The following is a 25,331-nucleotide window of genomic DNA, read 5'->3' as shown; positions in this document are numbered from 1 at the left end:
CATATATTGGGAGGATGCTCGCAGCCCTGAAGAAGTACCTGCTGATTCCCCGGCTCATCAAGCTTTCTTCCGCAGCTCCGAAAGATCCGCGTACGGCCTGGGACAAGTACTGGGGCGATGTCCGGACCACGGGGGCCACGGGGGATGTCCTGTGGGATTCGGGCAGTTCCCACGAGCTGGAGGGCTACCTGCCCACGTTGGCACAGCTGGATCCGTCCTTGCCGGTGGTGGACGTAGGTTGTGGCCACGGAAGCTACACCCGGCTCCTGTCCAAACACTTCCCCCACGCTCTGGGACTCGACTACGCCGCCAACGCTGTGGACCGGGCACGCCGGGAGTCCACGGATTTCCCGGCGACGTCCTACGCTGTGTGCGACATGACAGCGCCTGACGCTGCACGAATCGTCGCGGACGCCCTTGCGGAGGCAGGCACCGGAGGCGACGCCAACGTCTTCATCCGGGGAGTCCTCCACGTGCTGGACCCCAAGGGCAGGGCGGCGTTGGCAGCGAACCTGCTGCCCGTCGTCGGGAAACGCGGCAGCGTCTTCCTCGCCGAGACCAACTTCCGCGGCACCCCGGTGGATTACGTCACGCACCTGGGCGCCACGCGCCATTCCATTCCCGCTCCGCTTGAGTGGGCCATCAGGGGCTTGCCCATGCCGGGCCGTTTTGGTGCGGCGCAGCGGGCCAAAGCATTCCCGGCGCCGGACTGGACCGTTGTGGAGGATGGCTCGGCGAACATCGAGACCCGCCCGCTGAGCAACCCTTCCTCCCCGGACGTGATCCCCGGTTACTACGCCGTCCTCCGCCCCCGTTAAACCAACTGGGTCGCATTTGTGCGCGTTTTGACCGCTCAAACGCGCACAAATGCGACCCAGTTGGGTGAGGGGGGAGGTTACTTGAGGCCGGCGCCGGGGAGCAGTCCGTTGGCGCCGAGGGAGTCCGCTACGAACGCGTAATCCCAGGCCCGCTCGCGCCATTGCACGTACCGGCCGGAAGCTCCGCCGTGGCCACCGTCCATCTCGATCTTCATGACAATCGGCTCGGAACCCGTGGACACGGCCCGCAGTGCCTGCACCCACTTGGCCGGTTCCACGTACAGCACCCGGGTGTCGTTGAAGGACGTAACAGCGGCGATCTTCGGGTAGGCCACGGAACGCACGTTCTCGTACGGGGTGTAGGACTTCATGTATGCGTACGCTTCCGGGTCGGTGATGGGGTTGCCCCACTCCTCCCACTCCAGGGCGGACAGCGGAAGCTCCGGGTCCAGGATCGTCGTCAGGGCGTCAACGAACGGCACCTGGGCCACCACGGCTGCGTACTTCTCCGGTGCCATATTGGCCACGGCGCCCATCAGCAAGCCACCGGCGGAGCCACCCATCGCAGCAATGCGGGACGGATCCACCCACCCCGAGGAAGCCAGCCAGTCGGTAGCAGCGATGAAGTCGGTGAACGTGTTCTTCTTGGTGAGCTTCTTGCCGTCCTCGTACCAGTGCCGGCCGAGCTCGCCGCCACCACGGATGTGCGCAATGACCATCACGATTCCGCGGTCCAGCAGGGACAACCGGGCCACTCCGAAACCGGGATCCATGCTCATCTCATACGAGCCATACCCGTACACCAGGCCGGCGGCTGTGCCATCCTGCTTGACCGAGACGTGCCTCAGCACGGACAGCGGAACCCGGGTGCCGTCGTCGGCGGTTGCCCATTCACGGGTGGCGACGTAATCGCTGGGAGAGTAGCCGCCCAGCACGGGGCTCTCCTTGCGGAGCAGCAACTCACCAGCGGGCTTGTCCGGCGTGGGCAACACGAAGTCGTACACCCGCGACGGCGTGAAGTAGGACGTGTAGCCCATGCGGATCACCGGAGCTTCATAGTCCGAACCGGATACGCCTGCCGTGTAGAGCTCTTCGTCGAAAGCCGGCTCCACGGGCGATGCCTGCCCTGCCGTACCGAGACCGGCGAGCGGCAGTACCTGGACGCGTTCGATGGTGTCCTTGCGGATGGACAGCACCAGGTGGGTGGACGTGACGCCCGCGCCGTTGACGCGCACTTGGTCGGAATGCCCGACGACGGTACGCCAGTTTTGCTCCGACAGCGGCTTGGCCAGTTCTTCCGGATCAACCAGGCTCACCATGGAATTGATAGCGTCCTTGTTGTGGGTGACCAGGAGGGTCTCGCGGCTGTCCAGGAGGAAGGGCTCGGCCTCGTAAAGGAGGCGTTCGTCGCGGGAGATGACCGTGGCCAGGCCGGCGTCGTAGTCGTCGAAGCGCAGCAGGCGGGTCTCGCTGAACTCGGAGCACCCGATGCTGAGCACCAGGTGACGCCGGTCGGAGGCGAGGTCGAAGCCCAGCCACATGGCGACGTCGTCTTCCTGGTACAGCACCTCATCATCGGCGACCGGGGTGCCCAGGACGTGCGACTTCACCTGGTACGGACGCCATGAATCATCCACCACCGTGTAAAACAGGCGTGTGCCGTCGGGGGAGAAGGCCACACCGTAGAAGATGTTCTCGATGACGTCCGGCAGGAGTTCGCCGGTGCGGAGGTCCTTGATGCGCAGCGTGAAGCGCTCGTCCCCGGAGTTGTCCACCGCGTAGGCGTAAAGGTTGCCGTCGATCGTGACCGCGGCGCCGCCGACGCTGAAGAAGGGTTGGCCCTCGGCCTCCACGTTGCCGTCCAGGAGGACCTGCTCACCTTCGATGGAGATTCCCGGCTCCACCACGGGCGGCGTCCAATCGGCCACACGGTCGCCGGTGTCCTGCGCGCGGACGCGGCACTGGATGCTGTATTCCTTGCCTTCCACCGAGCGGCTGTAGTACCACCAGCCGTCCTTGCGGTTGGGCACCGACAGATCCGTCTCCTGGGTGCGGCCCTTGATTTCCTGGAACATTGCCTCGCGGAGCTGTTCCTGGTGCGCGGTGACGGCTTCCTGGTAGGCGTTCTCTGCCTTGAGGTGCTCTATGACCTCGTCCGATTCCTTGTCCCGCAGCCATTCGTAGTGGTCGATGAACACGTCGCCGTGGTGTTCGCGACGGGCAGGGACGCGTTTGGCGACAGGGGGCTGGACGGAGGAACCCGGGGCAGGAGCAGGCGCGGAGGAAGTGTGGCTCATGGGGCCACTCTATCGCCCAACTGACTGGCATCAGGGGTTGTTCCCAGCGCTCAGAACAACCCCTGATGCCAGTCAGTTGGGGGAGGAGCCCTGAGTGGACACGGCCACCCGGTTCCGTCCCGACGCCTTGGCTGCGTACAGGGCAAGGTCGGCCTCCTTGAGGAGCTGCTCCGTTCCAGCCCGGTGCCCTTCGGTGTACGCTGCGACCCCGGCGCTGATGGTCAGCACCCCGTCCGGATCCCCTGAATGCTCGATCTGCAGCGCATGCACCGCGGACCGGACCCGCTCCAGGACCACCTCGGCCCCCGAGGACGTCTGATCCCGCAGGACCAACAGGAACTCCTCGCCCCCGAACCGGTACACCGCGTCCGAGGCCCGGACTTCCGCCGCCAGCGTCGAGGCGATCGTGGCCAGCGCAGCATCACCGGCCTGGTGACCGTAGAGATCGTTGTAGCTCTTGAAGTTGTCCACGTCCACCATGGCCAAGCAGTAGTCACCCGGCCGGGCCGAGGTATGCAGCCCGGCCAGGTCCTCCGTCAGCTTGAGCCGGTTGTGCAGCTTGGTCAGCGGATCCGTCCGGGCCTGCTCGGTCAGCGCCGAACGGTACCGGGCCAGATCGGCATGCAGCGAAGTAATCCGTTGCGCGGCCAGCAGGCGGATATGCAGGTTGAAGGGGTCCAACGGTTTGGTGACGTAATCATCCGCGCCGGCGTCCATGCCTGCCAGGACGTCTTCGCGGGAGCCATGGGACGTCACCAGGATCACGTAGGTGTAGCTCTCGTCCTCGGCGGACCGGATCGCCCGGCACAGGTCCAGTCCGTTCATGCCCGGCATCATCAGGTCGGTCACCACGGCCTCCGGACTGTGGACCTGGAACAGTTCCCATGCGGAGTCACCGTCCACTGCCACGATGCACTCGTGGCCCGACTGCTCCACCGCGGCCTTGGTGATCATCCGGGAGATCAGTTCGTCATCAGCGATCAGGACTTTCATGAAGCTCCCAACACCACACGCGCAAGCGCCTGGTCCACACGGTCCAGTTCATGGTGGAGTTCCTGGAGCAGCGGGGCTCCGGCAGTCTCCAACCCGGGCTCGGCTGCCCGGCCCAGGGCCTCCAGTTCCTTCGCCAGCCCGGCAGCGCCCACGGCGCCGATATTGCCCGCCGCTCCGGACAACTTGTGCGCCGCGGACTGCAGCGCCCTGGCGTCGTTCCCGGCCAACGCGGCGGCCAGGTTCTCCAAGGACGCACTGGATTCTGTCCGGAAGGCCGTGATCGCGTCCGGCAGCAAACCCGGACCCAGCGACCGCAGCAGCTCCAGGCGGTCCTGATCCAGCACCGCGTCGTCGCCTGCCGCTGTCACGCCAGTGCCCGACGCCGGTGCTGCCGCCGGCTGCGGCGCGGCACCACCTGCCGCTGTCACGCCAGTGCCCGACGCCGGTGCTGCCGCCGGCTGAGGCTCGGCACCACCCGCCGCGGCACCCGCCGCAGCGTCACCCGCGACCGGGCCGTCCGGCGTCGTACTTTCCGCGGAGTTGGGCGAAGCAGCAGTCGGCTGCGGCACCCACGTGGCCAGGATTTCGCCGAGTTTGTCCACGTCCACGGGTTTGCTGATGTAGTCGTCCATTCCGGCGGCGAAGCAGCGCTCGCGGTCTTCGTTGAGGGCTCCGGCCGTCATGGCAATGATGGGGATGCGTGGGCGGCCGGCGTCCCGGGCGCGGATGGTGCGGGTGGCTTGGAACCCGTCCATGACCGGCATGTGGCAGTCCATCAGGACTGCGGCGTAATCCCCGGTGAGGGTGGCCTCCACTGCCTGCGCGCCGTCGTTGACGATGTCCACTTCGTATCCCAGCCGCTGGGCCATGCCACGGGCCACCAGTTGGTTGACCTCGTTGTCTTCCGCCACCAGGAGCCTGCCGTGGAGCTGCGCGGGGCGTTCGAAGACAGGGGCGTGGGCGACGGCGCGTGGCGCTGTCTTGGTGGCAACGAGCCGGAGCAGCCGGTTGTAGAACTCGGAACTGCGGACCGGCTTGGTGAGGTATTCGCGGATTCCGGCGGAGGTGAGGTCAGCCTTCTCCACGGCCATGGTGGAGGTCAGGAGGATGATGCCGGGCGCTGGGTTGCCGTTGCTTTCCGCCTTGATCAGGCGAGCCAGTTCCAAGCCGTCTGTGTCGGGCATGCACATGTCCACCACGGCGAGGTCGTAGGGAGCTCTGGCCGTGGCTGCCGCGTGGTATTCCTCCAAAGCGGCGTTCGCATCGGGTACTGCCACGGGGACCATGCCCCAACTGGCCAACTGCGTTTCCAGGACCAGCCGGTTGGTGGCGTTGTCATCCACCACCAGGACTTTCCGGCCTGCCAGCGTCGCGGGCAGGGCAGTTGTTTCTGTTGGTGCCGGGCCCACGGGCAGTTCCAGGACGAACCAGAACTTGCTGCCCTTGCCGACCTCGCTGTCCAGGCCGATCTGCCCGCCCATGACTTCGGTGAGCCGGCGTGAGATGGCCAGTCCCAGGCCGGTACCGCCGTAGCGGCGGGTGGTGGAGGCGTCGGCCTGGGCGAACGATTCGAAAAGCCGGTGGTGGTCCTCAGGGCTGATGCCGATGCCGGTGTCCCGGACCTCGAACCGCAACCGGGCGTCCTTTCCCTCCTGTTCCAGCACGGAGACCTGGATTTCCACTTCCCCGGAGGGGGTGAACTTGACCGCGTTGGAGGACAGGTTCAGCAGGATCTGCCGGATGCGCCCGGGGTCGCCCATGAGCCGTTCCGGCACGTCCGGGTGGCAGTAGGAGATCAGCTCCAGGTCCTTGCTTTGCGCGGCCTCCGCCACCAGCCCGGCAACTTCTTCCACGAGCTCCCGCGGATCGAAGGCGGTAACGTCCAGGTCCACCTTGCCGGCTTCCAGCTTTGAGAAGTCCAGGATGTCGTTGATGAGTGTCAGCAGGACCTCGCCGGCACCCTTCACGCCCCGTGCGTACTGGCGTTGGGCTTCGCTGAGCTCGGTGTCCATCATGAGCGAGGTCAAGCCGATCACGGCGTTGAGCGGTGTGCGGATTTCGTGGCTCATGGTGGCAAGGAACTCGGACTTGAGGCGGCTTGCCTCCAGGGCGTCCTCGCGGGCGTCGAGCAGTTCGGCGGTGCGCTCGGTGACCTTGGACTCCAGCTCGCTGGTGAGCGTGACGTTTTCGACGACGATCAGCACCTGCCGCACGACGACGAACGCCACCATCAGCAGGCCCGTGACTATGAGGATGGGATCGTTTCCGACGGCACGTCCGGGGATGAAGAACACCGCGCTGAACACGGGAAGGTACGGGAGCAGCTCCAGCATCGCGGCGTACGCGCGGCCATCCTTCCTCGCGGTACCTGTCTCCCGGACCAGGGGACTGAGGCCCACCAGCAGGAAGGCGAGGACCCAGCCCAGCGTGAGGGGTGAACCCGTGACACCGGTGATGCCCTCGATTGTGAACCGTACGTAAATGAGGTCCGTGATGGCCAGGATCCAGAATCCCACCCCCAGGCAAAGCCAGGGGAGCCGCCGCCCGCGGGCTGCCCGCATGGTCAGGACGATCACCACGGACACCATGAGAACGTCGGCGATCGGGTAGGCCATCTGCGTGGCCTGCGCCAGCGGATCCTGGTCCGTCCCGCCGGCGATCGGGCCCAGGAGCGAGGTCCAGACGATGAAGAACATGGAGCTTGCCACCACCCCCGCATCCAGGATGGTGCGCCGGACAGGGAGCCTGAGTCCTTGCCCACGCAGCAGCAGGACCAGACCGATCGCCGTGGGCAGCGCGTACCAGACGAAACCTACATCCGCGAACGAAGGGAAAGGGTATTGGTGGTCGAGGGTGATTCCGTTCAGGGTCCAGATGGCTTGGCCGGCACTCCACACGGCGAGGCCGGCCACCACGAACCAGCGGGCCATCACGGTGTTGTGGACCACCGGGCCGCGCTTGACCTCCGCATGGTGCTTGAACGCCGCCCGTGCGTGGACCACAAGGGCGGTCAACACCGCGGTGAGGATGGCGAGGTCGCCGGTCAGTTGCGCAGTGGCCGTCCCGATACCGCTGGCGAACATGATGGTCAGCAGAACGGCACACACGCCGGCGGCCGTCATGAACAGTGGCAGGCCTTTCCCTGCCGGGCGCGCTGAAGGAACCCCGTGCTTCACTCCTGCCACTGAACCCCCGCTTCCAAGAGTGGCCCACCAAAAGCGAACGACGCGTCTATCCCTTGCGCTGAGGAGAGCATACGCCAGCGGCCATGCCCCCGCCTACCGCTCCGGGGTCAGGACCTTCGTAAAGATCACCGTGCCGTTGGCATTCCGCAGGCTCACTGTGAAGGTGCCGTCATCGGAAAGGTCCACGTGCCCGAAGTACTGGTTCTCGCCGTCCCGCGGTGATTCGCCCGGGAACCGTCCGGCACGGGAGAACACCACCTCGGGTCCGAACGTCCCGTCCATGTCGTTCGGGCCGAAGGACCCTGCGTTGATGGGGCCGGCCACGAATTCCCAGAACGGGTCGAAGTCCGTGAACGACGCCCGTTCCGGGGAGTAGTGGTGGGCCGCGCAGTAGTGCACGTCAGCGGTCAGCCAGACGATGTTCTTCACTCCGGACTTCTTGAACGCCGACAGCACGGCCGCGATTTCCAACTCACGGCCCAGCGGCGCTCCCGGATCCCGGTTGGCCAGGCTCTCCTGGTTCACGGCGCCGTCGGGAACGATGATGCCCAACGGCAGGTCCGCGGCGATCACCTTCCACGTGGCCTTGGACTGCCGGACTTCCTTGATCAGCCAGTCAACTTGTTCCTGGCCGAGGATGCTGGTGGCGTAGGGTTCCTTGCCGTCCGTGTTGGGGGACTTGAAGGTCCGCATGTCCAGGCTGAAGATGTCCAGCTGCGGGCCGCGGGGAATCTTCCGGTAGATGCGCGCGGGTTGGTACTGCCCGCCGTCGAACGTTCCAGGGCGCCACAGCGCCGCGGAGTCCGCGATCGGCATGTTCTCCTGCCATGCCTGGCGGCCGCGTGCGGCGAGCACATTGACGTTGCGTTCGGTGTAGCGGGGGTCGTCCAGGATTTCGCCGGGGTACCAGTTGTTGGTGGTTTCGTGGTCATCCCACTGGGCGATCACAGGGACATCGGCGAACATGGCGCGCATGTTGGCATCGAGTGAGTTGTAGCGGTGGCGTCCGCGGTATTCCTTGAGGGTTTCGGCGACTTTGGAGACTTCCTCGGTGACGATATTCCGCCACACCTGGCCGTCCTTCTCGGTGACGGTGGCGGCGATGGGGCCGTCGGCGTAGACGGTGTCGCCGGAGTGGATGAAGAAGTCCGGGTTGGTGCGGTGCATGGCCGCGTAGCCGCGCATGCCGCCGAGTTCCTCGTTGATGCCCCAGCCCTGGCCGGCGGTGTCGCCGGTCCAGACGAACGATTGGGAGCCCGACGCCGGCCTGCCGCCTTCGCGCCCGCCGTCCGTGCCGCCGTCGTGCTTTCCGTGAGTGGCTCCGGGTGCGGTGCTGAAGGTCCCGTGCACGGCTTCTCCTGCGCCGTTGTCGTCTTCGAAGTTCAGCTCAAGCTTGAAACGGGTGCCCGCGGGGAGTCCCTTGGCATGGATCTTGGCGGTGAAGTCGCTGGCCTCGGTGGCCAGGGGGCCGCGGATGGTGCGGCTGAATCCGTAGCGCCCGCGGAGGATTTCTCCGGCGCTGTCGATCGCCTGGAGCTTGGCGGTCATCCTGCCCGGACCGGAGGCGCGGGACCAGAGAACGGCGGAGTCCGTGGTGACGTCACCGGTGGCGATGCCCGTGGGGAGGGTGAGCCGCTTGCGGACCAGCGGGATTGCCGTGGGGGCAGCGGAGGCCTGGGCGGTTCCGGCGGCGAGCCCGGCCATGGTGAGACCGGCGAGAGACGTTTTGACGAGGGTGCGGCGTGAGAAGTCAGTCATGCCGTCTACTTTTGCCAGCCGCCGTGAACAGAGGGTGAGCCTGAGGTGAAGCCAAAAGGTTGACTGAAAACACCCGCTCCGCATATTCTGAACGAACGGTCGGTAATTTATTAGGAGCAACCATGGCATCGCAGAATCTGCAGTCAGTGCCCGCTGAGCTGTCCCCGGAGGAACAGGAGCGGGAGGCAGCCGGTCAGGCGTACTTTGATCGCATCATTTCGGAAGACTCGCGCATCGAACCCCGCGACTGGATGCCGACGGCTTACCGCAAGACTTTGCTGCGCCAGATCTCGCAGCACGCGCACTCTGAAATCATCGGCATGCAGCCGGAAGCCAACTGGATCACCAGGGCACCGAGCCTGAAGCGCAAGTCCATCCTCATGGCCAAGGTCCAGGACGAGGCAGGCCACGGCCTGTACCTGTACTCGGCGGCCGAGACCCTGGGCCAGACCCGGGACAAGATGATGGAAGACCTCATCGCCGGGAAGGCCCGGTACTCGTCCATCTTCAACTACCCCACGATTTCCTGGGCGGACATGGGAGCCATCGGCTGGCTTGTTGATGGCGCGGCCATCTGCAACCAGGTGCCTCTCTGCCGTGCGTCCTACGGTCCTTACGGCCGCGCAATGGTGCGCATCTGCAAGGAAGAGTCCTTCCACCAGCGCCAGGGTTTCGAGATCCTGCTGGAACTGTCCAACGGCACGCCTGCGCAGAAGCAGATGGCCCAGGATGCCGTGAACCGCTGGTACGCGCCGTCGCTGATGATGTTCGGCCCGCCGGATGACGATTCCCCCAACTCCAAGCAGTCCATGGCCTGGAACATCAAGCGCTTCAGCAACGACGAGCTGCGCAGCCGGTTCGTGGGAATGATGGTGGAGCAGGTCAAGGTCCTGGGCCTGACCCTGCCCGACAAGGACATCCGTTTCAACGAAGAAACCAAGAAGTGGGAGCACGGACCCCTGGACTGGAACGAGTTCAAGGAAGTCCTGGCCGGCCGCGGTCCCTGCAACTCGCAGCGCATCGAGCGCCGCCGCGAGGCACACGAGGATGGTGCCTGGGTCCGGGAAGCAGCGGCAGCCTACGCCCGCAAGCAAGCACAGAAAGCGAACGCAGCATAATGGCTCCCCACGGAAACCCTGAAGCCCCGGCCAGCGCCGCCGGCGAAGTCAACAACGAGGCACCCAAGGTTGCTGCCACCACGGCAGAAAGCACGACGCCGGCACCCGCCTCTGCGCCTTCGGTCGCCACCGGTGCGGCTCACCAAGAGACGCCCTGGTCCCTGTGGGAGGTCTTTGTCCGCTCCAGCCGTGGCCTCTCGCACGTCCACGCAGGTTCGCTGCACGCCCCGGATGCCGCCATGGCCCTCCGGAACGCCCGCGATCTCTACACCCGCCGCAACGAGGGCGTCTCCATCTGGGTGGTTCCGGCCGAGGCTATTGCCTCCAGCGATCCTGACTCCAAGGGTGCCTTCTTCGAGTCGCCGCAGGGCAAGGACTACCGGCATGCCACGTACTACACCAAGAGCGAAGGCGTGAAGCACCTGTGACTTCCCACGAAACCAACACTGACTTCGCGATCGACGGCCACGGCGACATCTCCGTCGGCGTCCACGGTGCCGGTGCGTCCGGCGACGGTTCGGCCAGCGCCACGCGCATCACGCCGGGCAACGCGCTGCGCCCCGAAGACATTGCCCTTGAGGTCCGCCGCGGGCAGGTCAAGCCGGGCGAGGACGTGGCAGAGTACGCGCTGCGGATCGGCGACGACGGCCTGATCCTCGCCCAGCGCCTGGGCCACTGGATCTCCCGTGCGCCCGAGCTTGAGGAAGACATAGCCCTCGGCAACATTGCCCTGGACCAGTTGGGCCACGCCCGGTCCTTCCTGACCTACGCCGGGGCAGCCTGGGACAAGTCCGAGGACGACCTCGCGTATTTCCGCCGCGAGCACGAATTCCGCTCAGCACACCTGTTCGAGCAGCCCAACGGCGACTTCGCGGTCACGATTGCACGGCAGTTCATTGTGAGCTTCTACCAGTTCGAGCTCTACACAGCGCTCACTGCGTCCACGGATCCCACCCTCGCTGCCATCGCCGCGAAGGCCGTGAAGGAAGTGGACTACCACCGCGACCACAGTGCCCAGTGGGTGCTGCGCCTCGCCGGAGGAACCGATGAGTCCCGTGCCCGGATGATCCAGGGCTTCAAGCTGGTGTGGCCGTACGTGGACGAACTTTTCGAGGACGACGAGCTCACCACCCGCCTGGCCGAAGCCGGTGTCACGGTCCAGCCGTCCAGCCTGCGCGAGGCCTTCGATCGCCTGACCGGTGAGATTTTCGCCGAAGCGGAACTGACCGCCCCTGACGTTCCCCAGTCCTTGGGTGGCGGACGCCGTGGCAAGCACTCCGAACACCTGGGCTACGTCCTGGCCGAAATGCAGGTCCTGGCCCGCGAACACCCGGGCGCGAGCTGGTGATGGTGATGGCAACGGTCACCACTGCTGAACAGCAGGCCTGGGACATCGCCTCCACGGTCTGCGATCCGGAGATCCCGGTCCTCACCATCGAGGACCTGGGCATCCTGCGCGGTGTCCGGGTTACGGAAGTACCCCGGCCCGAAGGAAACCACGACGGCGGCCCGGCAAGTACCGCCGTCGAGGTCACCATCACGCCCACCTACTCGGGCTGCCCCGCGATGGACGCCATCGGTGACGACCTGCGGGCTGCCTTCCGCAACGCCGGATACGCAGCTGTTGAGGTGAACCTGGTGCTTTCCCCGGCCTGGACCACGGACTGGATGACAGAATCCGGCAAAGCCAAGCTGGAGGAATACGGCATTGCGCCTCCCACCGGGCGCGCCGCCGCTGGTGGCCATTCGGGTCCGGTGCGGTTGAGCCTGGCTGTGAAATGCCCGCAGTGTTCGTCGCTGAACACCAAGGAACTCACCCGCTTCGGTTCCACCTCCTGCAAGGCGCTGTTCGTCTGCCAGGACTGCAAGGAACCGTTCGACTACTTCAAAGTCCTGTAAGGAATTCCATGACCACCGAAACCCAGACGGCCAGCCGCCGTCGTGCGTCTTTCCATCACCTGACCGTCTCGGAAGTCCGGCGCCTGACGGACGACGCCATTGAGGTGACGTTCGCTGTTCCCGTGGAGCTGGCCGGGCAGTACGACTACCTACCCGGACAGTACGTGGCCCTCCGCACCACGTTGCCGGATGAGAACGGTGAGCCGCACGAGGTCCGCCGCAGCTACTCGATCTGCGCAGAGCCGCGCACGTTCGACGATGGCAGCAGCGAAATCCGCGTGGCGATCAAGAAAGACCTGGGCGGTATTTTCTCCACCTGGGCCAACGCCGAACTGAAGGCCGGCGATGCCTTGGACGTCATGAGCCCGCAGGGTGCCTTCATCTCGCGGCACGGCAAGGACGGCTCGGACGTCCAGCACAACGTGATGAACTCGATGAACCACCCCGAGGAGCTCGCGGGGGAGCCGGGCAGTTTCGTGGCCATCGCCGCAGGTTCCGGCATCACGCCGGTCATCGCGATCGCGCGGACGCTGCTGGCTGCAAATCCCGACACCAGGTTCGACCTGATCTACGCCAACAAGGCCGCCATGGACGTGATGTTCCTGGAGGAACTGGCCGACCTGAAGGACAAGTACCCCTCGCGCCTGGCGTTGCACCACGTCCTGTCCCGCGAGCAGCGGATCGCGCCGCTCATGACCGGCCGCATCGATGCGGAGAAGCTGCAGTCCCTGCTGTCGTCGGCGATCCACGCCGAGGACGTGGATGAATGGTTCCTGTGCGGGCCGTTTGAGCTGGTCCAGCTGTGCCGGGACACCCTTGCCTCCCGTGGCGTGAAGCCGGAGCACGTCCGGTTTGAGCTGTTCACCACCGGGCGCCCGGACCGTCCCGAGGGCCACGCAGGCCGTCCCGTGGTGGAGGACGAGTCGCAGGAGACGTACAAGATCACGTTCAAGCTGGACGGCCTCACCGGCGATGTCGCCAGCCCGACGCATGCCCGCGAGTCTATCCTGAACGCTGCCCTGCGCGTCCGTCCCGATGTTCCGTTCGCTTGTGCCGGCGGCGTGTGCGGCACCTGCCGCGCCAAGCTGGTCACCGGTACCGTGTCCATGGATGAGAACTACGCCCTTGAGCAGGACGAGCTGGACAAGGGCTACGTCCTCACCTGCCAGGCCCACCCCACCAGCGAAGAACTGACCGTCGACTTCGACGTCTAAGGAGTCCCATGATCGAGCTCTCCCTTGAAAACGGCATTGCCGAAATTGTCCTCAACGCCCCGGAAAAGCTGAACTCGCTCAACGAGGACGCGCTGCTTGAGTTGGGCAGAGCGTACGACGACGCTGCTGCCGCCGCCTCGCGTGGTGAAGTGCGGGCGCTGCTGCTGCGGGGAGAGGGGCGCGCTTTCTGCGCCGGCCGCGACATTGCCGGGGTGACCCCTGAAACCGACGACGCCCAGGCGTATTTGGGCGGGTTGGTTGAGCCGCTGCTGAAGAAGATGGCGGCATTCCCGGCGCCGACGTTCGCTGCTGCGCATGGTGCCTGCCTGGGGGTTGGGCTCGGGCTGCTGCTGGCCACGGACGTGGTGTACGTGGCGGAGAACGCCAAGTTCGGGTCTCCTTTTGCGAAGCTTGGGGCAACGCTGGACTCGGGCGGGCACTGGTACTTCACCGAACGCCTGGGCATGCACCGCACGCTGGACCTGATCTACACGGCCGACCTGATCTCCGGTAGCGAGGCTGTGGCACAGGGTATGTTCAGCCGGGCCATGCCGGCTGAGTCCCTGCTGGATGAAACGCGGGCGATTGTTACCCGCGTTGCTGCAGGTGCCACCCAGGCGTTCGTCGCTTCCAAGGAACTGGTGGCCCACATCCGCGACCAGCGCCTTGGCCTGTGGGCTTCCATGGCCGAGGAAAACACCGAGCAGGCGCGCCTGTGCAAGACCGACGATTACGCCGAAGGCTTCAGGGCCTTCCAGGAGAAGCGGGCGCCGGTTTTCAAGGGGTAGGGCAGGGTCGCCCTGAACGCCCTGAACAGCGGCACGCAGGGCTTGGACCGAGTACACGCGTGCCAACCAAGTAGATCCCGCCCACGTATTCGAGTACTGACTACTCGTGACCACCCTTCCGCGTGCAGGATTCAATGGAGACCATCGGTTTTCAACGGGTTTCTGGTCTGGGGAGTAGTTCAAATGCGTGAATTCAGCGATCGCGGCACAGCGGCAATGGAGGGTCTCCGATGAGCGCCGGCATGGAATCGGCGGCCATGTTCGCGGGCTCGCTGCCCGGGCTCATCCTGATGTCGTTGGGCCAGATCATGGTGGTGGTTTGCCTCTGCTTCGACATGGTGCGTGCCCTGTCCGTGCCCCGCTCGCACCGCCGTTACGTGGCGAGCACCATCTTCAGGACTTTGGCGGTGCCGTCGGTCATGGTCATGGGAGTCAGTACCTTGGCCGAAGCCGTCATGTCGTCCTGGTTGAACGTGGTCATGAGCGTAGCTGTCCTGGTGGTGATCATCTTCCGTTTACACCACGACAAAGACGAAGACAACTGGTGGAAGGGCAAAGGCAAGAAGCTGGCCCGCTGGGCACGGAAGCAATTCTCGTTGCCGCCGGCCACGGCCACCGCAATGGGCTGAGCCGTCCGCCGAAGTTACCTACAAAAAATAGAGGCCGTGCCATGGTGGCGCGGCCTTTATTTGCATGGATACCAGCAGCTTTTTCCGAGGATTTCCGCAGGACCAGTACAGGACCAGCGCAGCGCCAGCGCAGGAACCAGAGCCTTTCCGCAGGATGTCCCCAAGACTCCGCTTGGGGGTATTTTTCGTTGCTACGTTGTGAGGGAGCTGGTATCGGGCCAGCCCAAATCCCCAACTCGCTCAGGAGTTTCACAATGCTTGTCTACCTCAACAACATCGCTTCCCGTGGCCGTCGTGACGAGACCGGCGCCACCGCCGTCGAATACGGCATCATGGTTGCCCTCATCGCCGTGGTCATCATCGTGGCCGTCAGCCTCCTCGGTGGCAACCTCGTCGAGACCTTCAACAGCTCCGCATGTGCCGTCAAGGGCGGCACGTGGACTGCCTCCGCTCCGGCGTCCGGTTCCACGGCCGCTGTCGTTGGCAGCTGCTCCAAGTAAAACGGCCCGCTGTGCCGGGTGGGTGGGGCAGGGGCCACCCACCCGGCATTCTTCCTTCCACAACCACCCCTGACCGGCAACCGAAAGGGCAGTTCCATGGACAGGGCTTCAGAACGGGGTGCTGTAGCAGTCGAATTCGCGCTGCTGGCACCGGTCCTGGTGCTCCTCGTGCTCGGAATCATGGAATTCGGAAGGGCCTACAACGCACAGGTTTCACTCTCGAACGCAGCCCGCGAGGGCGTGCGGGTGATGGCAATTTCGAACGACGTGACGGCTGCGCGGACGGCCGCCAAGAACGCGGCCGTTTCCCTGAACCCCAAGTTGCTTGACACGAACTTCACCTTCAGCGCACCAAGCTGCGCCTCCGGCATGCAAATGTCGGTGACCATCAAGTACACGCTCAGCACCCTCACCGGGATCGCAGGACCGTTTCCCATGGAGGGTGTAGGAGCCATGCAATGCGGCGGATAAGAGCCTGCGGGAACGGCGAACAGGGAGCTGTGGCCGTCTTCGTCGCCCTGATCCTGGTGGTGCTGCTCGCGTTTGCTGCGCTCGCCGTGGATGCGGGAATGCTCTACTCGGAAAGGGCACAGGTACAGAACGGATCCGATGCTGCAGCGCTGGCAGTTGCTCAGAAATGCGCTGTCAGCATCAGTGACCCCAACTGTTCGGTTACGCCGCAGATTGCCAAGGACCTGGCCAACAAGAACTCGATAGACAGCCGGGGCAACATCAACTCAGTCAACCTGGACCTCACCAACCGAACGGTGACGGTGTCTGCCGGTTCCCAACAGGCCGGTGGCGGGGCGAACTCGGTCTCACTGGTCTTCGCGCGTGCCCTCGGCATCAACACAGCCGAGGTCCTGACCTCGTCCACGGTCCAGTGGGGCAGCCCTTTGACCGGCACCACGCCTTTCCCGCTCACGTTCTCGGTCTGCCAGGTGCAGGGACAGGTCGGGGGGAACCCGCAGCTTCTCCAGGCACACGGCAGTGGCGCAAACCCCGGCTGCAACTACGGGCCTTCGGGTGCTGCAGTAGAAGGTGGATTCGGATGGACCGTCCAGAATCCAGGTTCCTGCGGTGGCTACATCGACCTTGCACTCAGCGAGGGCGGGAGCGCGCCGGGTAACAGTATCCCCACCAACTGCGCCGGCACACTCAACAAGTGGGCTGACACCATCAACGCCGGCAAGGACGTCATTGTTCTGCTTCCTGTCTTCAACGCCGTAACGGGCACGGGAAGCGGGGCCATCTACCACCTGGTGTCGTTCGCTGCCTTCAAAGTCATCGGCTGGAAGTTCAGCGGCAACTCCAGCCTGCCGGACACCTTCCGCAACGCGAGTCCGTACGTGTCCTCCGCACTTTCCTGTAGCGGAAACTGCCGCGGAATCGTCGGGACTTTCGTCAAATACGTATCCCTGGCCGACGGTTACACACTGGGCCCAGTCAGTGCCCACGGGGCCACCATCGTCCGCCTGACCAAGTAACACCTTTCCTTTCATCAGCACAGGAGCAGCAGTGAAATCACGCCTAGTGGCAGGATCGGCCGCGGCCTTGCTGGCCATCGTCGGGGTGATCCTCGTCTTTGCCTATGCCCAGGGCGCCGATCAAAGGGCCGTTCAAAACCTGGCCCCCGTGGATGTCCTCATGGTCAAGGCCCCGATTCCGGCCGGCACACCCGTGGAAGCCATGACGGGTTCAGTGACGGCCGAGCAGCTCCCGGCTGCGGCCGTCCCCGCCACGGCGATCAAGGCCCTGGGTGATTCCACGGGCAAGGTCGCTGCTGTGGACCTGGTCCCGGGGGAGCCTTTGGTCGCCGAACGCCTGATCGTCCCGGAGGCCTTGAAAGCCAGCGGCGAGGTGGACGTGCCGGACGGACTGCAGGAGGTCTCCTTCCAACTCGAGCCCCAAAGGGTGGTGGGTGGTCGCTTGGTGCCCGGTGACCATGTGGGGATCTTCATCTCCATGGAAGGTGGCGGAATCGAGGCAAAGCCGGAGAAGGAAACAACCCAGCTGACCATCCACAAGGTCCTGGTGACCGCTGTCCAGCGTGCTCCGGAGCCATCGGCGGCCCAGCCGACTCCGAGCCCCACCCAGGGGTCCGCCGCCGATCCCAAGGACACGGCTCTCCCCACTGGATCACTGCTCCTGACGGTGGCGGTGAGTGACGTCGACGCGTCCAAGATCGTCTTCGCCTCGGAGTTCGCCAAGATCTGGCTGAGCAAGGAGCCCCTGGACGCCCAGGAGAACGGTCCCCGGATTATCCAGAGGAGTGAGATTTACAAATGAGCCGATTCGTCCTCATTACTCCGAGCGCCGATTTTGATCAGCGGCTGCGGCAGGCAGTTGCCGGCGGACTCCCCGGAAGCGTGCAGACCTTCTTCACCAACGTCCTCCCCGTTGACCCGGCCGAACTCTTCGGCGCCCTCAACCAGGAACCCATGGAGGTGCTCATCCTGGGCCCCGACGTGCCCGTGGAGGAAGCCCTCCGCTTGACCACGGTGCTCACCGTGCAATTGCCGGAACTGAGCGTGCTGCTGGTCACCGAACCCGACCCTGACTTCATCCTCCAAGCCATGCGCTCCGGGATCCGCGACATCATGCGGCCCACGGCAGAGGTGGCTGAGATCCGGGTAACCCTTGAACGAGCGTGCCAGTCATTTGCGACCCGCCACCGGACAGCGGAACCGCAACCATCGGGCGCACCCAAGGGCACGGTCATCGGAGTCTTCTCTCCCAAGGGCGGTGTGGGCAAAACGACCATCGCCACCAACATCGCGGTGGGACTGGGCAAGATCGCCCCCATGGGCGTGGTGATCGTGGACCTGGACCTGCAGTTCGGCGACGTTGCCTCCGGGCTGTACCTCAATCCGGAACACACGGTGACAGACGCCGTGACTCCAACCGCCAGCCAGGACTCGCTGGTGCTCAAGGCTTTCCTGACTGTCCACCCGGCGGGCATCTATGCCTTGTGCGCCCCCAAGAACCCGGTTGAAGCTGACGGGATTACCCCGGAGCAGGTGGCCCGGCTGCTGGACCAGCTGGCTGAACAGTTCCAGTACGTCATCGTTGATACTGCTCCCGGCCTTCCTGAGATCGGACTTGCCGCCCTGGAACACTGCACGGATGCTGTCTGGGTGACCGGCATGGATGTGCCCGGCGTGCGCGGCCTCCGGTCGGGGCTGGACATACTTCGCAGGCTCGACCTCATCCCGGAAGGCCGTCACGTGGTGCTCAACATGGCCGACTCCAAAGCCGGGTTGTCGGTCCAGGATGTCGAATCGACCGTAGGCGCCCCGGTTGATGTGAGCATCCCCCGTTCCAAAGCCGTAGCCCTTTCCACCAACCGGGGAATTCCCGTGCTCCAGGAGGCAATGAAGGACCCGGCAGTGAAGGGCCTCAACCAGTTGGTGCAGCGCTTCAACCCCGCATGGCGGAACACAACCCAAAGGAAACTCCACAGAAGGGTGGTCGTCCAGTGAAGCTTTCCGAACGCCTGCATGACGCCGAGGACGTGGCGTCGCTTCCGGGGGCAGAGCATAGACGCGAAACCGCCCACCCGGCAGCAGGCAAACCCACTTTTGCCCAGGCCGTCCAGCAAGGCAAGCCCGGTCTCCAAGTGAAGGCCTCCGGTACAGCAAACCCCCACGCCACAACAGCCGACTTTACTGATGCACCCAAACCCAGGACCCAACAACCGGTGGACGCCTTTGCCGCGCTCAAGAGGCGTGCAGCGACGGCATTGTTCGAGCGCTTGGGCGCACGGTTCAATGATTCCTCGCTCAGTGAACTGGAGTTGCGGAGCACGGCCCGTGACGAGCTGATCCGGATCATCGACGCCGAGCAGGTGCCGCTTTCTGCGGAGGAGCGCAGCCGGCTGGTTGCGGACGTGGCGGATGACGTCCTGGGCTATGGGCCACTGCAGCGCCTGCTTGACGACCCGGACATCACCGAAATCATGGTCAACAGGATGGACCAGATTTACGTCGAACGGCGGGGCAAACTGGCCCTCACCGAATCGGTTTTCAGCTCGGAGGACCATCTTCGGAGAGTCATCGAACGCATCGTTTCCAGGGTGGGTCGCCGGATCGATGAATCATCACCCCTGGTGGATGCGCGCTTGGAAGACGGCTCGCGCGTCAATGCCGTGATCCCGCCCCTGGCTGTCGGCGGGTCCTCCTTGACGATCCGCAAGTTCAGCAAAGTGCCGTTGACGGTCAGGAACCTGATCGACTTTGGGACGCTCACGCCCCAGATGGCCGAGCTCCTGGACGCTTGCGTCAAAGCAAAGCTGAACATCATCGTTTCCGGTGGCACCGGAACCGGCAAGACCACGCTGCTGAATGTCTTGTCCTCCTTCATTCCGGAGGACAACCGGATTGTCACCATCGAGGACGCAGTGGAACTGCAGATCCAGCAGCAACACGTCGTCAGGCTCGAAAGCCGGCCGCCCAATACCGAGGGCAAGGGTGAGGTCACCATCCGGGAGTTGCTCAGGAACTCCCTGCGCATGCGTCCGGACAGGATCGTCGTCGGCGAGGTCCGTGGGGGAGAGTCGCTGGACATGCTGCAGGCCATGAACACCGGCCATGACGGTTCGCTTTCCACGGTGCACTCGAATTCTCCGAGGGACGCCGTGGCCCGGCTGGAGACCCTGGTCCTCATGGCCGGGATGGACCTGCCACTGCGGGCAATCCGTGAGCAGATAGCGTCAGCGGTGAACCTCATCATCCAGATATCCCGCCTTCGCGACGGAACACGCCGCATCACGCACGTTACCGAGGTCCAAGGCATGGAAGGCGACGTGGTCACCCTCCAGGACGCTTTCGTCTTCGACTATTCGGCGGGCGTTGATGATCACGGCAGGTTCCTCGGCCGCCCGGTACCAACCGGCATCCGCCCACGTTTCATCGATCGCTTCGAAGACGTAGGAATACGGGTTCCGGCAGAGCTGTTTGCGGCCCCTTTGACAACCACCGTGAGGACTTGAGCACGCCATGATGCTGTTTGCCGGGTTGGCCCTTATGCTGTCAGCCATCGTCGCCTTCGGCATTGCCGTGATTCTTCCGAAAACCCCTGAGGTTCCCTTGGAACGCCGGCGGCCCTACCAGCTCGGCTCAGGCTCGGGACTGACCAAACTGACCGGCTCCACCACGGAGGCCCTTCATGGGTTCCTGACGCGGCGCAACGTCCGGCTGTTCAATCGCGAGACCCTTGATCATGCCGGAGTGCGGATGAGCCAGGCCGACTTTGTTGTCCTGGTTATTGCCGGTGCATTTGTTGGCGCGCTGATCGGGCTTGTCGCCGGTGGCGTCCTCATTGCCGTTCTCCTGGGCCTTGCGGCACCCTTGATAGCCCATCTGGTCCTGAAATTCCGGGCCGGAAAAAGGCGCAGCACCTTTGATGACCAACTGGGCGATACCCTGCAGCTTCTTTCCGGAGGCCTGCGGGCCGGCCACAGCATCCTCCGGGCCATCGATGCAGCTGCTGCTGAATCGGCAAGCCCCACGGCCGAGGAAATGCGACGCATCATCACGGAGACGAGCCTTGGCCGCGACGTGCACGCGTCCCTGAGCGATACCGCAGAAAGAATGCGGAGCGAGGATTTCGTGTGGATTGCCCAGGCGATCCAGATCAACCGGGAGGTGGGCGGAAATCTTGCCGAGGTACTCGACCAGGTCAATGAGACCATCCGCGAACGCAGCGAAATCAAGGGACACATCAAGTCCTTGGCTGCCGAAGGAAAATTCTCGGCCTACATCCTCATGGCGCTTCCTTTCGGCATCGTTCTGCTGCTTATGGTGGTCAACCCGGGCTACATGAACGTGATGTTCACGCATCCCCTTGGTTGGGGCCTGATCGCGTTGTCAGCCATTCTGATGACGATCGGTGGCTTGTGGATGCGCAAAATCATCGACCTGAAATTCTGAGGTGAACCGTGCACCCCTTCCTGTATATGTCGCTGTTGCTGGTACCCCTGCCGGGGGCCTACCTGGCCTGGTCCCTGCTTTCCGTTGACCGCAAGACCCCACGGGCCGTCAAGGAACTACTCACCCGGGGCTACGTTGGAACCGACGCCGGGGAACAGAGGCGGATCGGGCTGCTGGAGCGCATCGGTTACAAACTCACTCCGGCAAGCTACGTCCAGAAGCTTGACCGATTGCTGTCACTGGCCGGCCGTCCGCAGTCGCTTCCCTTGGGACGGGTCCTGGCTGCCAAACCTGCCCTTGGACTCTGCGGGGCCCTTTTCGGACTGCTCATCACCACGAACAGTTCGAGCGGGCTTATCCGGCTTGTGGGCATATTCGTTGTCCTGCTGGGGTACTTCATCCCGGACCTGATGCTGTACAGCAAGGGGCAGGAACGGCAAAAGACCATCCAACTGGAACTGGCCAACACCATGGATCAGATGTTGATCTCCGTGGAGGCAGGTCTCGGTTTCGAAGGGGCCATGGCCCGGGCCGGGGAAAACGGCAAGGGGCCGTTGGCGGAAGAAATTGTGCGCACGCTCCAGGACATGCAGGTGGGACGAAGCCGCCGGGAGGCCTACCTGGCGTTGGCCCAACGGACCAACGTTCCCGAACTGCGGAGCTTTGTCCAGGCGGTCATCCAGGCGGACACGTACGGTATTGCCATCAGCCGGGTCCTGAGGGTCCAGGCGAAGGTCATGAGGGTCAAGCGACGTCAACGGGCCGAAGAGAAGGCAATGAAACTCCCGGTCATGATCCTCTTCCCGTTGTTGTTCTTCATCTTCCCCGTCTTGTTCATTGCCATCCTGGGGCCCGCGGCCATCAACGCAATAGTGACCCTTGGCGGCAGCTGAGCAAATTCAACAGGAGAAGTAACAAATAGGAACTGCCAGAATCAGGAGGTCGTTAGGATTTGCTCAAGATCAGCACAAGATCGGTTTAAGCCCAAATTCAGGAAGTACCATCGAGTTATGTCCAGTTCAGATTTCCGTGAAGCCAACGTGGAGGGTGTCCCCGGCGCAGCCGGCGGGGGCCACTTCGCCGGGTTGCCCCACGGCAGCCATGTTTCGGCTGATCCGATCCTGGACCTCGCAGAATTCCAACTGCTTGAAGACCAACTGGATAACCCTCGGATCGCACGTGATTTTGCGCGCGACTTCGTGAGGCTTTGGGAGGCAAGGCACCAAACTCTGCGCACCGCCGTCGAACATGGTGACGTGCCCGCCGCACTGGACGCCATCCTCAGCCTTCGGACTTCTTCGGCCATGGTGGGTGGAGTCCGCCTCGCAGGTCTTGCGGGGCGAATGGAAGAACACATCAACAACGGAGATTTGGTCCAGGCCCGGCCGCTCCTGCATGAGCTTGCCGAATGCGGTGAAAGCACAATCCAGGAGCTCAAAGAAAGCTATGTCCTGAGGAATTCGACTCCGGAACCGGATCCAACCGGTTAGTCTGTCTTTTTGGGAACGAGCATATAGCCGACCCCTCGAACCGTCTGCAAAAAGCGCGGAGCTTGCGAATCTTCACGCAGCTTCCGGCGCAGATTGCCGATGTGTGTCTCAACGGCACGCTCGTCAGCTTCGCTGATGTAGGCGTCGTCGTCGTAATAATCACCACGGGCGGCCCGCACAAGATCAGCCCTGGTCCGCACTTCCCCCGGGTTGCGCAGCAGATCGAGGAGCAGGTCGAACTCGCTTCTGGTCAGGGCCACAGGCTTGCCATCCAGGACAACAGTGCGGGCCTTGTAGTTCAGGGTCAGGCCGTTGTGCTCAATGGAAGCATGATTGGCCGTAGCCTGGCGGATCGGACTTCCCATCGGAGTGGCCTGGGCCTCCGGCACGGATTGCGCGGACACCACTCGAGGCCGCCGCATCATGGCCGTGACCCTGGCCCTGAGCTCGCGGGGCAGAAATGGTTTCTTGACGTAGTCGTCCGCGCCGGTCAGGAAGGCTGTCAGGGTGTCTGGCTCGTCGCGCCGGGCCGTGAGCATCACCACGTACGCGTCACTGAACTGCCTGATCCGCCTCAGTACCTCATGGCCGTCCATATCCGGAAGGCCAACATCCAGCGTCACGGCTACGGCTTGATGGTCCCGGACGACCTCGACGCCTTCGCGTCCGGTCGCGGCAGAGTGCACCACAAAGCCGGCCTCCTTCAGGATGGCGCCCACCAGGTTCCGGACGTCTTCATCATCCTCAATGACTACAGCAACCCCAGGCTCGTTCATTGAAATATCCTCGAGTCGGTACGCACCACCGCAAGCCCAGCGCAATACGGAAAGCGTCACCTCAATACGTACGATACAAGCAATCAAGTTATATGGCACCTAATATGTGCAATATGTGCCGATCCCAACATCAGAGCCCATTTCGCCTGATCTGCTCCGTTCTGTGCCATTGCCAGCGGGAAACGGCTCCTGATAGTAATTGGTCCGTGCCTCCCTCCAACGAGTCCTGCCTTGACTGAGCAGCCCTTTCTACGGACCGCCGTCCGCGTTTTCAGGAAACTGACGCCGCGGGCCAAAGTTGCGGTCTGTGAATTGCCTTTGACACTGGTTGTCACGGGATTGATCGTTGCCTCGAGCGGAGTTTGGCCAACCCTCTTCCAGAACTGGATGCTGGTTGTCGGGCTGCTCCTCCATGGCACGTTGTTCCTGGCCTGCTTCCTGGTGCCCTGGGAGCGGCTGCCTTCGAACGCAAGCCTCATCATTCCCATCCTGGATTTTGTGGCCCTGGCGTTTACCCGCAGTGGATCGTATGGTGTGCTGCCAGGGTTGGCCGTCCTGGCTCTCTTCCCCGTGATCTGGCTGTCCGCTTCCGGACTGCGCGCCAAGACGAGCCTGTCCATCAGCTTTGCCGGCCCTTTGGTGATCTCCCTCCCGGCATTCATCTCCCACCTGCCCCAACCCACCGCTGCCGACATTTTCTCTGTGGCAGTCCTGCCGTTGCTGCTTTTGGCCGTGTCGATCACTATCCGGCTATCGGGGTCCAATGCCCGGATCCAGCAACGGCGCGTTAGTGAGCGGGATCAAGCCCTCAGACAATTGCTCGCTGCGAGCAAGGACCGGGAAATGCTGCTGGAGACCATTCTGGACACGATCGACGTCGGTATTGTCGCGGTCGACTCAAAAGGAAAAACCGTCCTGACGAACAACCAACAAAGGGAGTTTCTGCGGCTGGCCAAAACCGGAGCGTCCACCGATGACGATGAAAGCTTCATCCATGGCCTGGACAAGCAGACGCCCTTGCCGCCCGGCAAGCGCCCTATTGAGCGGGCGATCCAGGGAGAGACGTTTTCCGATTACCTTGTCTGGTTTGGCTCCGGCCCGGAGCAGCGGGCTATCTCAACGGCTGCACGCAGCATGAAACGCCCGGCTGACGACGGTTTCGGGGGAGCGGTGATCGTGTTCCGCGACGTCACCGATGTGGTTGAAGCCCTCGCAGCCAAGGATGAACTGGTGGCCAATGTCTCCCACGAATTCGGGTCCCCGTTGACATCGATCCTGGGCAACATGGACCTTGCACTCCACGGGGATGAGGAGATTCCCGCCGCACCACGGCGCCGCTTGGAAGTGGTGGAGCGGAACGCTGAGCGGCTCCATGCTTTGGTGCAGGACCTGCTGTTGTCTTCCGCCGCCGTCGAGAGCGTCTACTTGCGGAGGACAGATGTGTCGGGTCTGGTGGAGAACAGCCTGGTGTCGGCCCATGCGCAGGCAGACGCCGCCAATGTTGGCCTGGTTGCCGACGTGCCGTCCCCGCTGTGGGCGGAGGCGGATCCGTTGCGGCTGGGCCAGGCGCTGGACAATCTCATATCCAACGCCATCAAGTATTCGCCCGGTGGCGGCCAGGTCAACGTGAAGGCGGCCCGCAACGACGGCTGGATCCACCTGGAGGTGTGCGACACCGGAATAGGCATGACCAGTGATGAAACCGCCAAGATCTTTACCCGGTTCTTCCGCACAGACAGCGCCCGGCAGGCGGCAATTCCCGGCGTCGGCCTGGGGCTTTCCATTACCAAGTCGATCGTGGAACGCCACGGGGGCACCATCACGTGCAGCAGCATGCCCGGGAAGGGCAGCACTTTCACCGTGGTGCTTCCGGCAGAGCACGACGACGCTGCTGCCGCCAGCTGACGCTGCCGGGTTCCTGCGGGCCTCTCGCAGG

General features: G+C 63.9%; 23 protein-coding genes. 18 read left to right on the top strand and 5 right to left on the bottom strand.

Going from position 1 to position 25,331, the window contains the following annotated elements; translation table 11 throughout:
- Positions 1 to 14 precede the first annotated feature (14 nt).
- Entirely contained in the window at positions 15 to 818 is an 804-nt protein-coding gene (locus tag ACPFL9_RS16110) for a class I SAM-dependent methyltransferase (protein ID WP_426003853.1), read from the top strand.
- A gap of 77 nt (positions 819 to 895) precedes the next feature.
- Here the strand turns inward: ACPFL9_RS16110 and ACPFL9_RS16105 are convergent, their stop codons facing one another.
- The 4 genes from ACPFL9_RS16105 to ACPFL9_RS16090 all read right to left on the bottom strand — a co-directional run bounded on the left by ACPFL9_RS16105 (position 896) and on the right by ACPFL9_RS16090 (position 9,051).
- Positions 896 to 3,115, bottom strand: coding sequence for a S9 family peptidase (locus ACPFL9_RS16105; protein ID WP_426003852.1), 2,220 nt, complete (start codon positions 3,113 to 3,115; stop codon positions 896 to 898).
- Between the two features lie 72 nt (positions 3,116 to 3,187).
- Positions 3,188 to 4,108, bottom strand: coding sequence for a GGDEF domain-containing response regulator (locus ACPFL9_RS16100; RefSeq protein ID WP_426003851.1), 921 nt, complete (start codon positions 4,106 to 4,108; stop codon positions 3,188 to 3,190).
- Positions 4,105 to 7,230, bottom strand: a complete 3,126-nt coding sequence (locus ACPFL9_RS16095; protein WP_426003850.1) for a response regulator — start codon at positions 7,228 to 7,230, stop codon at positions 4,105 to 4,107. Before ACPFL9_RS16095 ends, ACPFL9_RS16100 begins: the two co-directional genes overlap by 4 nt.
- 156 nt (positions 7,231 to 7,386) lie before the next feature.
- Positions 7,387 to 9,051 carry an alkaline phosphatase D family protein gene (locus tag ACPFL9_RS16090; RefSeq protein WP_426003849.1) on the bottom strand — a complete coding sequence of 555 codons (1,665 nt, stop codon included), beginning with the start codon at positions 9,049 to 9,051 and terminating at the stop codon, positions 7,387 to 7,389.
- Between the two features lie 122 nt (positions 9,052 to 9,173).
- On the opposite strand from ACPFL9_RS16090, the gene paaA reads away from it, so the two are divergent.
- The 16 genes from paaA (at position 9,174) to ACPFL9_RS16010 (ending at position 22,619) form a co-directional block, all read left to right on the top strand.
- Positions 9,174 to 10,169, top strand: a complete 996-nt coding sequence (gene paaA, locus ACPFL9_RS16085) for a 1,2-phenylacetyl-CoA epoxidase subunit PaaA (RefSeq protein WP_426003848.1) — start codon at positions 9,174 to 9,176, stop codon at positions 10,167 to 10,169.
- Positions 10,169 to 10,597: a 1,2-phenylacetyl-CoA epoxidase subunit PaaB gene (paaB, locus tag ACPFL9_RS16080; protein ID WP_426003847.1), complete on the top strand. Its 429-nt coding sequence runs from the start codon at positions 10,169 to 10,171 to the stop codon at positions 10,595 to 10,597. Before paaA ends, paaB begins: the two co-directional genes overlap by 1 nt.
- Entirely contained in the window at positions 10,594 to 11,517 is a 924-nt protein-coding gene (gene paaC, locus ACPFL9_RS16075; protein WP_426003846.1) for a 1,2-phenylacetyl-CoA epoxidase subunit PaaC, read from the top strand. The genes paaB and paaC overlap by 4 nt, the downstream gene beginning before the upstream one ends.
- A gap of 5 nt (positions 11,518 to 11,522) precedes the next feature.
- Positions 11,523 to 12,068 (top strand): 1,2-phenylacetyl-CoA epoxidase subunit PaaD, encoded by a 546-nt coding sequence (gene paaD, locus ACPFL9_RS16070; protein WP_426003845.1) that lies wholly within the window; start codon positions 11,523 to 11,525, stop codon positions 12,066 to 12,068.
- An 8-nt stretch (positions 12,069 to 12,076) separates the two neighbouring features.
- The gene (gene paaE / locus ACPFL9_RS16065; protein ID WP_426003844.1) at positions 12,077 to 13,282 is read left to right on the top strand and encodes a 1,2-phenylacetyl-CoA epoxidase subunit PaaE; all 1,206 of its coding nucleotides are present in this window, start codon (positions 12,077 to 12,079) and stop codon (positions 13,280 to 13,282) included.
- Between the two features lie 8 nt (positions 13,283 to 13,290).
- Entirely contained in the window at positions 13,291 to 14,070 is a 780-nt protein-coding gene (locus tag ACPFL9_RS16060; protein WP_426003843.1) for an enoyl-CoA hydratase/isomerase family protein, read from the top strand.
- A gap of 230 nt (positions 14,071 to 14,300) precedes the next feature.
- Complete coding sequence (locus ACPFL9_RS16055; RefSeq protein ID WP_426003842.1) at positions 14,301 to 14,699, top strand: hypothetical protein; 399 nt, start codon at positions 14,301 to 14,303, stop codon at positions 14,697 to 14,699.
- A 254-nt stretch (positions 14,700 to 14,953) separates the two neighbouring features.
- The gene (locus ACPFL9_RS16050) at positions 14,954 to 15,199 is read left to right on the top strand and encodes a Flp family type IVb pilin (RefSeq protein ID WP_426003841.1); all 246 of its coding nucleotides are present in this window, start codon (positions 14,954 to 14,956) and stop codon (positions 15,197 to 15,199) included.
- A 96-nt stretch (positions 15,200 to 15,295) separates the two neighbouring features.
- A complete protein-coding gene (locus tag ACPFL9_RS16045) occupies positions 15,296 to 15,670 on the top strand; it encodes a TadE/TadG family type IV pilus assembly protein (protein ID WP_426003840.1) in 375 nt (124 codons plus the stop codon).
- Entirely contained in the window at positions 15,658 to 16,686 is a 1,029-nt protein-coding gene (locus ACPFL9_RS16040; RefSeq protein WP_426003839.1) for a pilus assembly protein TadG-related protein, read from the top strand. The genes ACPFL9_RS16045 and ACPFL9_RS16040 overlap by 13 nt, the downstream gene beginning before the upstream one ends.
- A 31-nt stretch (positions 16,687 to 16,717) precedes the next feature.
- Positions 16,718 to 17,488: a Flp pilus assembly protein CpaB gene (cpaB, locus tag ACPFL9_RS16035; protein WP_426003838.1), complete on the top strand. Its 771-nt coding sequence runs from the start codon at positions 16,718 to 16,720 to the stop codon at positions 17,486 to 17,488.
- Entirely contained in the window at positions 17,485 to 18,681 is a 1,197-nt protein-coding gene (locus tag ACPFL9_RS16030) for an AAA family ATPase (protein ID WP_426003837.1), read from the top strand. Before cpaB ends, ACPFL9_RS16030 begins: the two co-directional genes overlap by 4 nt.
- 218 nt (positions 18,682 to 18,899) lie before the next feature.
- Complete coding sequence (locus tag ACPFL9_RS16025) at positions 18,900 to 20,189, top strand: CpaF family protein (RefSeq protein WP_426007595.1); 1,290 nt, start codon at positions 18,900 to 18,902, stop codon at positions 20,187 to 20,189.
- 7 nt (positions 20,190 to 20,196) lie between these two features.
- A complete protein-coding gene (locus ACPFL9_RS16020; RefSeq protein ID WP_426003836.1) occupies positions 20,197 to 21,129 on the top strand; it encodes a type II secretion system F family protein in 933 nt (310 codons plus the stop codon).
- Positions 21,130 to 21,137: 8 nt separating this feature from the next.
- The gene (locus ACPFL9_RS16015; RefSeq protein ID WP_426003835.1) at positions 21,138 to 22,022 is read left to right on the top strand and encodes a type II secretion system F family protein; all 885 of its coding nucleotides are present in this window, start codon (positions 21,138 to 21,140) and stop codon (positions 22,020 to 22,022) included.
- Positions 22,023 to 22,139: 117 nt separating this feature from the next.
- Positions 22,140 to 22,619 (top strand): Hpt domain-containing protein, encoded by a 480-nt coding sequence (locus ACPFL9_RS16010; protein WP_426003834.1) that lies wholly within the window; start codon positions 22,140 to 22,142, stop codon positions 22,617 to 22,619.
- On the opposite strand, the gene ACPFL9_RS16005 is transcribed toward ACPFL9_RS16010, so the two are convergent.
- Positions 22,616 to 23,395: a response regulator transcription factor gene (locus ACPFL9_RS16005; protein WP_426003833.1), complete on the bottom strand. Its 780-nt coding sequence runs from the start codon at positions 23,393 to 23,395 to the stop codon at positions 22,616 to 22,618. The two genes, ACPFL9_RS16010 and ACPFL9_RS16005, sit on opposite strands and share 4 nt — an antisense overlap.
- 231 nt (positions 23,396 to 23,626) lie before the next feature.
- On the opposite strand from ACPFL9_RS16005, the gene ACPFL9_RS16000 reads away from it, so the two are divergent.
- Complete coding sequence (locus ACPFL9_RS16000) at positions 23,627 to 25,300, top strand: ATP-binding protein (RefSeq protein WP_426003832.1); 1,674 nt, start codon at positions 23,627 to 23,629, stop codon at positions 25,298 to 25,300.
- Positions 25,301 to 25,331: the final 31 nt, after the last annotated feature.

This window comes from Paenarthrobacter sp. NyZ202 (assembly GCF_049860755.1).
Taxonomy (GTDB): domain Bacteria; phylum Actinomycetota; class Actinomycetes; order Actinomycetales; family Micrococcaceae; genus Arthrobacter.
Note: the sequence above shows the minus strand (reverse complement) of the source record. Positions and strands in the feature narration are given on the sequence as shown.

Bases quoted from the DNA above. Each gene is read 5' to 3' on its own strand.
- ACPFL9_RS16110 (WP_426003853.1), top strand. From the start codon at position 15: ATGCTCGCAGCCCTGAAGAAGTACCTGCTGATTCCCCGGCTCATCAAG.
- ACPFL9_RS16105 (WP_426003852.1), bottom strand. From the start codon at position 3,115: ATGAGCCACACTTCCTCCGCGCCTGCTCCTGCCCCGGGTTCCTCCGTC.
- ACPFL9_RS16100 (WP_426003851.1), bottom strand. From the start codon at position 4,108: ATGAAAGTCCTGATCGCTGATGACGAACTGATCTCCCGGATGATCACC.
- ACPFL9_RS16095 (WP_426003850.1), bottom strand. From the start codon at position 7,230: ATGACGGCCGCCGGCGTGTGTGCCGTTCTGCTGACCATCATGTTCGCC.
- ACPFL9_RS16090 (WP_426003849.1), bottom strand. From the start codon at position 9,051: ATGACTGACTTCTCACGCCGCACCCTCGTCAAAACGTCTCTCGCCGGT.
- paaA (WP_426003848.1), top strand. From the start codon at position 9,174: ATGGCATCGCAGAATCTGCAGTCAGTGCCCGCTGAGCTGTCCCCGGAG.
- paaB (WP_426003847.1), top strand. From the start codon at position 10,169: ATGGCTCCCCACGGAAACCCTGAAGCCCCGGCCAGCGCCGCCGGCGAA.
- paaD (WP_426003845.1), top strand. From the start codon at position 11,523: ATGGCAACGGTCACCACTGCTGAACAGCAGGCCTGGGACATCGCCTCC.
- paaE (WP_426003844.1), top strand. From the start codon at position 12,077: ATGACCACCGAAACCCAGACGGCCAGCCGCCGTCGTGCGTCTTTCCAT.
- ACPFL9_RS16060 (WP_426003843.1), top strand. From the start codon at position 13,291: ATGATCGAGCTCTCCCTTGAAAACGGCATTGCCGAAATTGTCCTCAAC.
- ACPFL9_RS16055 (WP_426003842.1), top strand. From the start codon at position 14,301: ATGAGCGCCGGCATGGAATCGGCGGCCATGTTCGCGGGCTCGCTGCCC.
- ACPFL9_RS16050 (WP_426003841.1), top strand. From the start codon at position 14,954: ATGCTTGTCTACCTCAACAACATCGCTTCCCGTGGCCGTCGTGACGAG.
- ACPFL9_RS16045 (WP_426003840.1), top strand. From the start codon at position 15,296: ATGGACAGGGCTTCAGAACGGGGTGCTGTAGCAGTCGAATTCGCGCTG.
- ACPFL9_RS16040 (WP_426003839.1), top strand. From the start codon at position 15,658: ATGCGGCGGATAAGAGCCTGCGGGAACGGCGAACAGGGAGCTGTGGCC.
- ACPFL9_RS16030 (WP_426003837.1), top strand. From the start codon at position 17,485: ATGAGCCGATTCGTCCTCATTACTCCGAGCGCCGATTTTGATCAGCGG.
- ACPFL9_RS16020 (WP_426003836.1), top strand. From the start codon at position 20,197: ATGATGCTGTTTGCCGGGTTGGCCCTTATGCTGTCAGCCATCGTCGCC.
- ACPFL9_RS16010 (WP_426003834.1), top strand. From the start codon at position 22,140: ATGTCCAGTTCAGATTTCCGTGAAGCCAACGTGGAGGGTGTCCCCGGC.
- ACPFL9_RS16005 (WP_426003833.1), bottom strand. From the start codon at position 23,395: ATGAACGAGCCTGGGGTTGCTGTAGTCATTGAGGATGATGAAGACGTC.